11 protein-coding genes, 1 pseudogene and 1 CRISPR repeat array are annotated in these 13,264 nt (G+C 42.8%); of the genes and pseudogenes, 7 read left to right on the forward strand and 5 right to left on the reverse strand.

Annotation, left to right across the window (positions count from 1 at the left end; all coding sequences use genetic code 11):
* The first annotated feature begins 6 nt into the window (after window positions 1-6).
* The 3 genes from ASL14_RS10575 to ASL14_RS10585 all read left to right on the forward strand — a co-directional run bounded on the left by ASL14_RS10575 (window position 7) and on the right by ASL14_RS10585 (window position 2,924).
* On the forward strand, window positions 7-1,158 hold the full coding sequence (locus ASL14_RS10575) for a GerAB/ArcD/ProY family transporter (protein ID WP_134911544.1): 1,152 nt from the start codon (window positions 7-9) through the stop codon (window positions 1,156-1,158).
* Window positions 1,148-2,269, forward strand: a complete 1,122-nt coding sequence (locus ASL14_RS10580; RefSeq protein ID WP_223264282.1) for a GerAB/ArcD/ProY family transporter — start codon at window positions 1,148-1,150, stop codon at window positions 2,267-2,269. The genes ASL14_RS10575 and ASL14_RS10580 overlap by 11 nt, the downstream gene beginning before the upstream one ends.
* Before the next feature lie 256 nt (window positions 2,270-2,525).
* Window positions 2,526-2,924, forward strand: a complete 399-nt coding sequence (locus ASL14_RS10585) for a hypothetical protein (protein WP_134911545.1) — start codon at window positions 2,526-2,528, stop codon at window positions 2,922-2,924.
* 67 nt (window positions 2,925-2,991) lie between these two features.
* On the opposite strand, the gene pyk is transcribed toward ASL14_RS10585, so the two are convergent.
* Complete coding sequence (gene pyk / locus ASL14_RS10590; protein ID WP_044646452.1) at window positions 2,992-4,407, reverse strand: pyruvate kinase; 1,416 nt, start codon at window positions 4,405-4,407, stop codon at window positions 2,992-2,994.
* Between the two features lie 202 nt (window positions 4,408-4,609).
* Between pyk and ASL14_RS10595 the strand changes: the two genes are divergently transcribed.
* Window positions 4,610-5,398, forward strand: coding sequence for a helix-turn-helix transcriptional regulator (locus tag ASL14_RS10595; RefSeq protein ID WP_134911546.1), 789 nt, complete (start codon window positions 4,610-4,612; stop codon window positions 5,396-5,398).
* 297 nt (window positions 5,399-5,695) lie between these two features.
* Window positions 5,696-6,331: direct repeats of the CRISPR family, unit length 32 nt; unit sequence GTCGCACTCCATGTGAGTGCGTGGATTGAAAT.
* 235 nt (window positions 6,332-6,566) lie between these two features.
* Window positions 6,567-7,985: a helix-turn-helix domain-containing protein gene (locus tag ASL14_RS10600; RefSeq protein WP_134911547.1), complete on the forward strand. Its 1,419-nt coding sequence runs from the start codon at window positions 6,567-6,569 to the stop codon at window positions 7,983-7,985.
* A gap of 182 nt (window positions 7,986-8,167) precedes the next feature.
* Here ASL14_RS10600 and ASL14_RS10605 read toward each other — a convergent pair whose 3' ends face one another.
* Entirely contained in the window at window positions 8,168-8,923 is a 756-nt protein-coding gene (locus tag ASL14_RS10605) for a hypothetical protein (protein ID WP_134911548.1), read from the reverse strand.
* Window positions 8,924-9,015: 92 nt separating this feature from the next.
* On the opposite strand from ASL14_RS10605, the gene ASL14_RS27360 reads away from it, so the two are divergent.
* A complete protein-coding gene (locus ASL14_RS27360) occupies window positions 9,016-9,180 on the forward strand; it encodes a hypothetical protein (protein WP_189338287.1) in 165 nt (54 codons plus the stop codon).
* Window positions 9,181-9,357: 177 nt separating this feature from the next.
* Window positions 9,358-10,773, forward strand: coding sequence for a helix-turn-helix domain-containing protein (locus ASL14_RS10610; protein WP_134911549.1), 1,416 nt, complete (start codon window positions 9,358-9,360; stop codon window positions 10,771-10,773).
* Window positions 10,774-11,126: 353 nt separating this feature from the next.
* Here ASL14_RS10610 and ASL14_RS10615 read toward each other — a convergent pair.
* The 3 genes and pseudogenes from ASL14_RS10615 to ASL14_RS10625 form a co-directional block, all read right to left on the reverse strand.
* Window positions 11,127-11,793 (reverse strand): annotated as a pseudogene (locus ASL14_RS10615) (PTS transporter subunit EIIC); the annotation flags it as partial.
* 184 nt (window positions 11,794-11,977) lie between these two features.
* Entirely contained in the window at window positions 11,978-12,394 is a 417-nt protein-coding gene (locus tag ASL14_RS10620) for a hypothetical protein (RefSeq protein ID WP_134911550.1), read from the reverse strand.
* Window positions 12,395-12,435: 41 nt separating this feature from the next.
* Window positions 12,436-12,864, reverse strand: a complete 429-nt coding sequence (locus ASL14_RS10625) for a hypothetical protein (protein ID WP_134911551.1) — start codon at window positions 12,862-12,864, stop codon at window positions 12,436-12,438.
* Between the last annotated feature and the right edge of the window lie 400 nt (window positions 12,865-13,264).

A 13,264-nucleotide genomic window follows, 5' to 3' on the forward strand; every position in this document is an offset into this window, starting at 1 on the left:
AAATTGGTGCCCGGGCAGATCAAAATCTCAGCACGTCAACTTATGATCTTGACGACTTTATATACGGTTGGGAGCGCAATTCTCATCATCCCATCAGGCATGGCGGAGGTAGCCAAGCAGGATGCGTGGATGGCCGCGCTTGTCGGGGTCGTGGCCGGGCTTCTCGTCTTGTATTTGTACATCAAGCTTGCGTCGCTGTATCCGCAGAAGAGCCTGATTGGAATTATGGAAGCCCTGCTCGGAAAGTGGCTGGGCAAAGCTGTCGGTCTTCTGTTTTTCGCCACACTTTTCATCAATGCTCCTGTTCCCGTTTTATTCTACCTGGGGAATTTTATGACCACTCAAATGATACCGGAAACACCGATTCAAGCGGTAAACATTCTTTTTGCGCTTATTATATTGCTGGCTGTCCGGCTGGGACTGGAAGTGATAGCTCGTTCTGCCGAACTGATGTTTCCGTTATTTATTCTGCTTTATATTTCTTTTACAGGTTTGATAGTGTCCAATATTAAATTGGAAAATGTTCAACCTGTACTGGAGGCTGGAGTCGGGCCTATTGGGTCTGCTGCCCTGTCCTTTGTCAGTACAGCGTTTCTGCCTCACATCATTCTGCTCATGATCTTCCCGGCTTCTGTCAATCGTTTCGACCAAGCCCGTAAAGCTATTTTCACAGGAAGCCTGATTGGCGGATTGATGTTGGTCGTGGTCGTTTCATTGGCTATTTTGGTACTAGGTCCTGATCTAACCGCAAGAAATATATATCCAAGCTATGCGTTAGCCAAAAAAATTAGCATTGGAAATTTTCTACAGCGTATCGAAGCGATCATGGCTACGATGTGGTTTATTTCGCTCTTTTTCAGGATCACGTTGTATATGCACTCCATTGTGACAGCCATAGCCCAAATCTTTCGCTTGAAATATGACCGCCAGCTAGTGCTTCCTCTCGGCATTCTTTTAGTCGCCTTGTCGACCATCGTATATCCCAATGTGCCTTATCAACAAGCTTATGATACCAAGACGTGGATTCCCTATGCACTATCGTTCGGGGTGTTTTTACCCTTACTGCTGCTCAGTATACATGCCCTGAAAAGGTTGGGGACAAACAAGAATAACAAGCCGGATAATAAACGTGAAAATAGAGGTGAGGATGGTGCATAAGCAAGTCAAAATCTCCACACGTCAATTGTTGATCTTAACGATATTATTTACAATCGGCACTGCAATTCTCGTCATCCCTTCTGTAATGGCCGCTACAGCTAAACAGGATGCATGGATCGCTGCACTCGTCGGAGTGGGCGCCGGGCTGCTGTTGATATGCCTGTACAACACGATCACCATCCTGTATCCGCAGATGACCCTGATCGAAATCATGGAGACCCTTTTGGGCAAGTGGTTGGGGAAATTTATTGCTCTGCTGTTTATGATTACGTTTTTTATCGGTGGCCCTGCTACGGTGTTGTATGATTTAGGGAATTTTTTGACTACTCAAATGATGCCGGAAACGCCGATTCAAGCGGTCAACATCCTTTTCGCGCTTATTGTATTGATGGGTGTGCGCCTTGGACTTGAAACGTTGGCCCGTTCTGCTGAGCTATTGTTTCCGTTGTTCCTTCTGCTATACACGGCTTTTGTCGTTTTAGTAGTATCCAATATCAAACTGGAGAACGCTCAACCGATGCTGGAGAAGGGAGTTGGACCCATTTGGCCTGCCGCTTTATCCTTTATCAGTATTGCATTTCTGAGCCATATTGTTTTGCTCATGATTTTTCCGTTTGTAGATCGCCCCGTTCAAGCCCGTAAAGCCTTTTTAACAGGAGGCCTGATTGGCGGGTTGGTTCTGGTTGTACTCATTGTATTGGCCGTTTTAGTTTTTGGCCCTGATTTAACAGCAAGAAATATATATCCAAGCTATTCATTAGCCAAAAAAATAAACATTGGAAATTTTCTTCAACGTATTGAAGCGATCATGGCCGCCATGTGGTTTATTTCGCTCTTTTTCAGGATGGCTCTGTATATGCAATCGATTATGATCGCGATAAGCCAAATCTTTAATCTGAAAGATGAGCGTCCTCTGATCTTCCCTATCGGGATGATCCTGATCGTTATGTCCGTAATCATTTATCCGAATGTCCCGTACCAGCAATCCTGGGATGCAAAAATATGGACACCTTATGTCTTATCTATAGGCCTCTTTCTGCCTCTGCTGCTGCTCTGTATTCACGGGATACGAAAACTCTGGTCAAAGAAAAAAACAGGGTCCGAAGGATAGATCTTATTCATCCTGTGAGCCATTATGAGCCTCGGTGAATTTTTTTTGCTGTAACCTGTTTACAATGTGCACTTTTAGTTTATTTTAAACGAGTATTAAGCTGGCGCTAAGATTGGGCGTGTATGATGTATTTAAGAATCTGGTAACTACATAAAAACCGGATGGGCTAAAGGCAAGAATATTACTCCCGTTGGATATCCATATACTGTTCCACCCTGTCAGAATTTTAAAGAAATCAAAAGGAGACTTTACTCTTATGAATCGAAAACGAATCATGGTTATCTGCACCTTGTTACTGGCGTTGTCTATTGGGCAGTCCTCTACATGGGGAAGTCGGGCCAATGCTTCTGCACTGGCTCCAGAGAGAGCCCTTCAGCTACAGGATAGTGAGGCTTCCAAGGATGATGAGTTGCTGGAAACACTGGGTGTATCCTCGGATGAGCAATTGTATGATGCGTTGTATAACGGTCAAACCTTGGCAGATATTGCACAATATAATGAACGGGACGCTCAAGCTGTCGTTGATTTGCAGGTGGCTCAGTTGACAGAGCAGTTAGATCAGCGGCTGGCCAACAAGAGTATTACGCCTGAACAGTACCAAGCCCATAAGGCAGAATTGACGCAGGTCGTTGCCAAGAGTGTGTTTGGACTGTAAAAAAAGTCCATGAAAAAGGCGCTGAGCCCGTTGGGGATCAGCGCCTTTCTGCTGTCTGTATCTACGCTTACACTTGATGTACTCGAATCAGGTTGGTGGCACCGGCCTCGGCGACAGGAACGCCTGCCGACACGACAACGGTGTCTCCTTTTTGAATATACCCTGCATTTAGGGCGTTGCGGATGGAGGATTCGAACATTTCATCCGTCGTCACTACCTTATCGCCTTTGACCGGGAATACCCCGGATAACAGACAAATTTTAGCGAACACCGTATTGTTCGGGGTAACTGCAATAATTGGAGCCTTCGGACGATATTTGGACACCATACGGGCCGTGAAGCCGCTGGCCGTAGACGTAATAATCGCTTTGGCATCCAGCTCCAGGGATGAACTAACCGCACCTTGACTGATGACCTCGGTAATGTTCGTGCTTTGGCGTGCTCTGCGCTTATCGAACTGCTCTTGATAATCAAATTGAGATTCAGCTCTGGCAGCTACGGCAGCCATCGTCCGCACGGACTCGACAGGGTATTTACCCGCAGCGGATTCGCCCGACAGCATAACCACATCGGCTCCTTGCATAACAGCGTTAAACACGTCACTAACTTCGGCTCTCGTCGGACGCGGGTTTACCTGCATGGATTCCAGCATGTGTGTAGCCACGATCACCGGTTTGCCAACCAGGTTACACTTGTCGATCATTTCCTTTTGCATCACAGGTACGTCCTGAATCGGCACTTCAACACCCAGATCACCACGGGCTACCATGATTCCATCCGAAGCCTTGATAATGTCATCGAGGTTTTCCATACCTTCGGCATTTTCAATTTTAGAATAAATTTGTACATGCTCGGCGTTGTGGCCCTTCAAAATCTCACGGATCTCACGAATATCATCGCCTTTACGCACAAAAGAAGCCGCAATAAGCTCGATACGCTGCTCCACTCCGAATTGGATGTGCTTCACATCGCGCTCTGTTACGCCCGGAAGGGTCGTATGAATCCCTGGCAGGTTCACACCTTTTCTCGGTTTCAAAATACCGCCGCTTACAATGGTACAGATCATTTCGGTTCCCTCAATAGAGGCTACAGTCAGATCGACCAAGCCATCATCAATGAGAATACGGTCGCCTGCTTTGATATCCTTTGGCATATCCGGGTAGTTGACCGAAATACGATGCTCGTCCCCCAAAATTTCTTCCGTGGTCAAAATAAGCTGGCTACCTGGCTTCAGCAGACAGGATGCTTCTTTCAGCTTGCCAATCCGTATTTCCGGTCCCTTGATATCCATCATGACGGGAATAAAGGTGTTCAGTTCCTTCGCAGCCTGTCGCACATTTTCAATACGTTTAACGTGATCTTCCAGCTCCCCGTGAGCCATGTTCAATCGAGCTACTGTCATACCAGCCTGGATCATTTCTTTTAGCAAATGAATGGAGTCGCAGGCAGGTCCCATAGTACAGATAATTTTCGTTTTAAGCATAGTAATGTCATCCTCCTGAATGTCTTTACTGTTTGGTTTCTATTCCACTTTCACTTCAGAATTTTTGCAAAATCCTCAGTTCTCTATCTATTAAACTTCTATGGTTCTATTTTACTTGTACCCGTGCGTCAAGACTATGAACTATAGTATGATGAAGGTACTACAGTACAATACATTTTTAAGACATCGGAGAGTGGGCCTCGTGATTACAATGAAGGACATGCGACAGGACCATGGTATAGACTGGTACGAAAAGGCTGGCCCGAATAGCAGCGACGATGACTTACTGTTCATTTTGGTTACCTTTGGAAAATGTGTATATTGGGTGAACGATTGCAAGTTTATTCTCGGCAAGGGAGAAGCGCTGATTCTGCCCGGACATTTACCTTACTACGGCAAGAGCATTCCTACGCTTTTTCATACCAAGTATGTGATACATTGCCGCAAAACATGTACGAACCACACACTTCCCCTACTGAATACAGAACAGCCGTTGCTGATCAAGCTCGGATGCTACGATATGCTGCATGAACGGATCAAGTCGGTGTACTACCAATGGACTGAGCGCCCGAGCTACTATGCAATGATGGCTGACTGCTTGCTGACCGAGGCGATGATTTATATCAATCAGGAATGGGACAAGGGTACCGTTTCTTGCGATAAAGAGAAGCATGTAGAGCATATGAAGCAGTATATTCAGAATCATTATCGGGAAAAGGTGACGAAGGAAGAGCTGGGAGACGCGATCCGTAAAACACCCAACTACGCAGCTACCCTGCTGCGCGAGGTAACACGCCAAACCATCAGCGAGCATGTACATACGCAGCGTATTAAAACCGCCATCTACATGCTGACCGAATCCCGACTGACGATTCGTGAAATTTCAGAGTATGTGGGGTATAGTGATGTTTCCTATTTTCATCGGATATTCAAACGGCTGACAGGCTGCTCCCCATCCGAGTTTCTGGATGAACGGTCTTCGATCGTTTAGGCGTGACTTGTACAGTGGAAAGAGAAGGCAGAAAAAGACTGGAAAAAGTTGCGAAACTCCGTATTTAAATGTATGTTGGATTCAACTGGATAGACAACAAATACCTCATTTTATAAAGTGCGAATGTGAAGCTCACATAAAAACCCCGGTTCCTTCGCACCTCGAAATTTGTCGAAAAAGGCTTGGATGGGTTGTACTGGGTGAATGTCAATGCTTGATTCAAGCCTTTTCGGCATCGTTTATTGCGAAAATGTATGATATTGATACCATTAGGGTATAAATCACTGCATTTTCGCTGTCGCACTCCATGTGAGTGCGTGGATTGAAATTCTTGCGTAATATCCGCACCACAAACCCACGCAATAGTCGCACTCCATGTGAGTGCGTGGATTGAAATTCGCTTAAGATCAGCCCGACATCCAAGTCTTCATCGTCGCACTCCATGTGAGTGCGTGGATTGAAATACTTTCTGGAAGTTGGTACTCAGAAGGGCCTTTTACGTCGCACTCCATGTGAGTGCGTGGATTGAAATCTCGATTGTCTTGTCTTTTTCGTCTGTCAGCTGAAGCGTCGCACTCCATGTGAGTGCGTGGATTGAAATATTAAGCTATTCGGTCGACTCGATGGCCTTCGGCGTCGCACTCCATGTGAGTGCGTGGATTGAAATGCGTCAATCATCATCGGATTCATTTTCTGGCTGGGTCGCACTCCATGTGAGTGCGTGGATTGAAATTTGAGAGAGGCGCGGCAGGAATTGAATCATACGTCGCACTCCATGTGAGTGCGTGGATTGAAATCGCTTGTCTTCCTTGATAAACATTTCCAAGATAATAAGTCGCACTCCATGTGAGTGCGTGGATTGAAATAATGTTACGTTAGACCCCGATAAACTAAGCACTGGGTCGCACTCCATGTGAGTGCGTGGATTGAGATCAATTACCGCTGCCCCAGCGCTTCGCTCACAAGTCGCACTCTGTACGGAGTGCGTTTCTCACCCTCTTACTCTCCGCTTCCATCGCTTGTCCTTTCCATTTCCATATACATTAATATTCCAAACTTTACCTTTATACATTAGTTGCATAATATATTGACAGATGGTTAATTTTGGAGAACAATAGAATGAAAGAATATAAAATTATGGAATTTTTATGTGAAGGGTGGTTTATGTATGGAAATCACACCTACGATAAGAGCTGAATTGGAAAAATATCTAAAACAACAAGATTTAAGCATGACCGAGTTTGGGCATATTGCAGGCATTAATAGGGGGATAGTAAGTGGCATTGTAACTGGTAATAGTCCTATATCTGTTAACCAGCTTGACCGAATCACTGAGGCTATGGGTTTACCGGAAGGCTACTTCTACGACTTATATGTAGAAAACTACATCATCGAACGCTCCCCCAATATGCGTCGAATTGAGCGGTTGCTATATCGTTGTGCAGAACTGGACAAGCTGGATGCGATCAGTCGAATCGTTAGACAAATCATGGACAATCTACTCTATTCACCTAAACTATTTGACATTGCAGAAGCGCTATTAGCACAAGGACGACATGCTGCTGCGTTGCTGCTCTATGAGAATGTAGCAGAGGCGGAGAAGTACCAGCACTCCGAACGCTTGGCAATCTGTCAATACCGTATATTCACGATTCAGATTGGAGACGATCAAAACAAAAATCTCAGAGCAGCAGCGGTATTTGAAGCTTTTGTTGAGCGCCTAGATGAAATAGATCAGCTTGACGCATTGAAGGATTTAGCTAACGTGTACAGGTCTTTGCGTAAATGGGACAAGGTCGATGAAATGGCGAGAAAAATGAGAGATAAAGCGGAAATCCAATATACTTTGAAACACCAACAGAAGAGCCGAGAGCGTAATGAATCTACTAAGAAGTTAAGTCGTCCCATGTTTGTGTACATCACCTATGCCGATTTACTATGTGCAAGTGTCTGCGAAGCCCAAGGCGATTATCAACAAGCTTTACAATATACATACGCCTACGCTAATTTAGATTGGGTCAAGGAGACGGACGAGGATACCCGACACTGGATCGGTTTGTTTCAACATTGGGCGGAAGGTAATATTTACGTATATAAGCTGTTGTCAGGAGATATAAGTGTGCTTCAAGATTATGTTGAATATATTGCAGCAACATCAGGCTCTAATGAACAAGAGGAAATCTCCAAATTGTTGAATGTTATAATTGCAGCAAACCGATTTGAATTGGACGTGGATGATATACTTCAACGGTTTGAAACGGAGATTAATTCGTTTTCTGAACAACCTCCATCCGATGATATGTATACTCAACAGGTGATACCGGACTATATCGCGTGGTTTGGTTACGAATTAGCTTATTATGATTTACATCGAGGTTCTTACATTGATGGCTTTAAACATTTGATGTATTCAATGATAAGTTATCATAAACTAAATAATGAGACTTATTTTATAAATTGTATGGGTCTTTTTTTACACTTTCAGGATTATGCGGTTTCAGAAACTAAAGCAGCATTTTTAAATCTTATTGAAAAGGTGTGGATGAACAATGTTAAAAAAAATGGTGCTGCTGATCATCGCGGCTAGCTTTTTGTTTATTGTTACTGTGCCGGGTCAAGCCCTTAACCACCACTATAGTATTCAGCCTTACGTTACCATTGGAGGTGCTTAAACGGATAGGAACAAAATAAATCCCCGCAAACCTTAACCTGGTCGGCGGGGATTTCTTCTACTGTTGAACGAAATTGAACCACACTTAGCAAACTAACCTATTCGATGACATTGCCACTATAAAAGGTGCCTGTTTTAGATATACGTTTATTCCAATATTCTTCGCCTGCTAATCTAGTCGTTAAGGTACCGTTCCAAGTTATGGTTCGTTTGTATTTTGCTGAGGAATCAATTATTGGAGAATCAGGACTCCATATTGCAAATGCCGTGGCGCCAATTAATGAACTGGTAGCTGTTGTTTGTGTAATAAAACCTGTAGAGGAATCATATTTTAAATCGACATAGCCTTTGACAGTGTATACTCCTCCTGCTAATTCATACAAAATAACTTCGAATTTTTTAGTTGCAGTAGCTTGAGGTGTGATTGATTGCCCTTGAATATCGGTTTTTTCGCCTACTTCTGTTATATCATTTGGATTAATGATAGTAGAATCCTTTGAAGATTCATTTGTTGGAGGACCATATATGTAAGCAGCTATAGCAGCCATTTCATCAACAGTGTTCGCTTTTAATGCAGGGGTTTTGTCAGTTTCGGCGGTGTCTACTCCTTGTGCTGATAGGGACTGTTTACTTTGCGATTCCAATCCAAAAGCATTCAAAACTTCTTCTTTGCTCTTATATATACCTTTGTACTTATCAAAATATTCTTGCGGTACCACATCGTGTACATCAACATTATTTTTTTCAGTCTTTGAGGCTGGGGCACTACTAGCGAAGGAAACAGATGACAAGAGTGACAAGTTCAACGCTAAAACAAGACCTAGAAACAATGAAACTTTTGACTTAATTTTCAAAAACTCCTAAAATATATACAGAATATAGTTACATTTTCCATTGTATAGCTAAATTTTTCCTTTATCAAGATATTTTTAGGGAGGGTGTTATTTTGGATTTTAATTTTGTTCTATTTATACTTAATATGTTAATTATTCTTGTTTCTATTGCTGGTGGAGTGCTATTAATTGGAACATTGTACAGGGGATATACACTGCTAGGTCTACTTATTGCTGAGAAAAATAATAAGAACAACAACACTGAGAAAAAAATATAGAGAATCACACTCTCCGTTAACAGCAAAGGTTAGCGGAGAGTATTTTTTGTTTCATCTCATGCCAAAAATTGAATATTATATTGGTTGCATAGTATATTGACATATGGTTAATTTTGGACAACAATAGAATGCAATAATATAAAAAATTGGAATTTTTATGTGAAGGGTGGATATGACATGAAGCATACACCTACGGTTTTAGCGGAGTTGGAAGATTATTTAAAGCAAAACGACTTGACTTTGGCTCAATTTTCGGAATATTCAGGTGTTCATCAAAGAACACTTAGTAATTGGATTACTCAACATCGTCCTGTTTCTGTACAACAGCTTGACCGAATCACGTTGGCCATGGGGTTACCGGAGGGCTATTTTTACGAACTATATATAGAAAATTATATCATCGACCTTCCCCCGAATTGGCGGCGAATCGAGCCACTATTATATCGTTGTGGAGAGCTGGACAAGCTGGATGCGATCCGTCGAATGGTTGGACATATTATGGACAATCCGTTGTATTCGCCCAGACTATTTGACATTGCGGAAGCGCTATTTGCACAGGGACGACATGCTGCGGCACTGCTGCTCTATCAGAATGTAGCAGAAGTGGAAAAGTATCAACATTCTGAACGCTTGGCAATCTGTCAATATCGTATATTCACAATTCAGGCTGGAACCAATCAACGCCAAAATCTCAAGGCAGCTACGATATTTGAAGCTTTTGTTGAGCGCCTAGATGAAATAGACCAGCTTGACGCATTGAAGGACTTGGCGAACGTGTACAGGTCTTTGCGTCAATGGGATATGCTTGATGAAATAGCTCGAAAAATGAAGGTGAAAGCGGAAATTCAATATTCGATGAAACATCAACAGAAGAAGCGAGAGCATAATGAGTCCGAAAAAAAGCTAAGTCGTCCTATGTTTGTGTACATCACCTATGCTGACCTGTTGTGTGCATGTGTCTGTGAAGCCCAAGGCGATTTTCAACAAGCTCTAGATTATACATATGCCTACGCTAATTTAGATTGGGTCAAAGAGACGGACGAGGATACTCTGTATTGGATAAAACTTTATAAAGATTGGGCGCAATGTAATACTTACATATATAAACTCCTGTCTGGAGACACAAGTGTGCTGAACGATTATGTTGAATATATTGCTGCATCAAAAGTCGATAAAGAAATGGTAACTAAGCTGTTGAACGTAATGCTTGCGGCTAACCGATACCATTTAGATGTGGATCACACACTTAAATGTTTTGAAACAATCATTGACTCTCTTGTGCAAGAGGGGCAGCCAGCATCTGACATGTATGCCAAGCAAGTTATACCAGAGCAGTTTGCACGTTTTGATTATGAATTGGCTTATTATTATTTGCATCGAGGGATGTATAACGATGGATTTAAATACTTGATGTATGCAATGCTAAAAGCGAATATACTAAATAATGAGACATATTTTATAAATTGTACAGGATTGTTTGCTCGTTTCCAAGGTGATACGGCTCCTGAAACCAAAGCAGAGTTTTTCAAATTTATTGAAAAGGTGTGGTTAGAAAATGTTGAGAAAAATGGTTCTTTTGATCGTTGCAGCTAGTTTTCTGTTTATCGTGAATGGGCCTAATCATGCTTATGACCAGCACCATAGTATTCATCTTCACGATACCGTTGGAGGTTCTTAAACGGATAGGAACAAAGCAAATCCCCGCTAACCTTAACTGGTCGGCGGGGATTTCTTATTTTGTTTTTATTATACATTTTTTTACATTTAATAGTCAAAAAAACTTAAGTTACGTGAAATGATAGTTCTCAATTTATTTGTTCTATTGGTCTTATAGTTAGAATTTTATAGAGTTTTACGACGGGACTTTCTTACTGTTTATTCCATTTTTACAAATTCCCCTTACATGCAAAGACTTCATCAGTTGATGCTACATATGGAGCTTCGCCAACAGTAGATGCCAATACTGTAGCCGCCAAATGGAAGATCGAAGCGATAAACCCGCCGACTGCCCCACCGATCAGCCCCATGACAAAAGGCTTCATATATCTCAGGTTGACCCCGAAAATAGCCGGCTCCGTAATCCCCAGAAAAGCAGACAACGAGGAAGGAAGCGCTAACGCTTCAGCTTGCCGTTCTTCGTTTTCAGTCCAACCGCCAGACAAGCCGCACCTTGGGCAGCCATAGCGCAAGTAATGATGGCGTTGAAGGCGTTTACGCCATTCTTTTCAAGCAGTTGAATTTCCAGAAAATTAAATATATGATGCACGCCCGTAACTACGATAATCTGATGCAGAAAACCAATGACAATCCCTGCGATACCGAAAGGCAAATCCAGTACAAACGTCGTTCCTTGAAGTACCCACTCTTCAAGAGAATGGAAAACCGGACCGATGGCAAACAGCCCCAGTATAATCATGATCAACAGTGTTAAAAACGGTGTAAGAATCAAATCCAGCGCTTCGGGCACCCGTTTGCGCAACGCCCGCTCCAGCCTGACTCCGATCAGGCCCACGAAGAAGGCTGGCAATACCGAGCCCTGATACCTACCACCGGAATGAAGCCGAACATCGTCAAGGGCTGGGCTGAGCCGTCCGCAACAGTCCTCGTGTCTGGACAGTTTATTGGATTTTGCCTTGTTTTGCAGGCTCATCCCACTTTGGATGCCTGATGCGGTTCGTGTTCCTCAGGTCGGAATTTTGCCGCCAGCTTCCTTCAGATTCCGCCTCACGGCGGACACCCTTGCTCTTGGCTAATGGTTGGCAACTGTCAGCCCCCATAGCGGACTTTCACCGCCTAGTTACGCGCCATGCATGGCGCACAAAAAAGAACGCTCATTTTTACAAGCGTTCCGGAAAAAATTAGTTTTTTTTCTCTTTTTTTCGTAAAAGAAATTATTCTTGATAACTTGCTTTGTCTGAGCTGTTATCTGCTCTTGATTGTCCCGATTTGCAACCTGATCGCTTGGATACTCATTCGGAACTTCAACAGGGAAAAAATCTCCATATTTTGAGTGTATAATTTCTGCTTGTGAAGATAACACTTTCTCGTTTATCTCCTTCTTCTTCTCAGGTGTGAGCCAGTCAGGATCATTGGTAGTTTGGGTTTGAAGCTTACTGCTGTTCGCAAAGGTCTGACTTTTGATAACGGCCACCGCCCCTTCGACAACGACAATTAGACTTAAAATAATAACAACTGTTCTGAGTCGCTTATTCACACTCACTTCCTCCCTTCCAAAAGTAATCCATTTAAAAAGATTTAATAACCCATGAATCCATTCCCGGAAATGGTATAGTCATTTAAATTATTTACTAACATTTGGTATTGTCCGGCTTCTGGTACCTTGATTTCAAATTTTGTATTCGTGCCTGTATATCTTCCGGAAACCATGCGAACCTTACCCAAATAATCTCTACTCACGAGTGTATAACCAACATCGGGTTGAGACCAAGAACTATCATCTCCCCACTGCACCACACTTACAGGCACATACCCTGCATAACCAATTGAAAACTTATCTGACCAAAATCCATCGTTACGACTTAGGTGGCTAAATGACCAAGATGGCACAGCCATAGGGGAAATTTTTTCAATGGATTGAGTTTTATCGCTTTTTACAATTACTGACTCCAGTGGAACTGCATTGGCTATAGCTTCATTATACTCTTCAAGCGTCAAACCGCTCAAGAGCGTATCCGAATTAACAATTGAGGAGTAGGGTGGGAATAGGGACTGGTTAGAAGGGGCTTTAGCCGATGAAGATGAATCTGCATAAGAGCTTGCAGGATTCAGCCCAATGGCCACTAACATAATAACTAGCATTGTTACAAGAAGTTTTTGCTAAATTTTAACAACTTTTATATAATAACACACAAAATAACCATCGTATATATATTTTTTTAAATTTTTAACTCATTGACATAAAATTTTGTTTTTCGGGATTTGATAAAAATCACTACAGTTTGTCAAGGAATACCGCATTAAAGGAAGGAAACTATTCTACTACCCAAGTCCATGCCATTGTAAATACTCTGGCAACCCGTTGCGTTCCGAACTGACTGGCGGCCAAAGTCATGATGCGTAACCG

Origin of the sequence: Paenibacillus sp. IHB B 3084 (assembly GCF_001447315.1) — a bacterium.
Lineage (GTDB): Bacteria > Bacillota > Bacilli > Paenibacillales > Paenibacillaceae > Paenibacillus.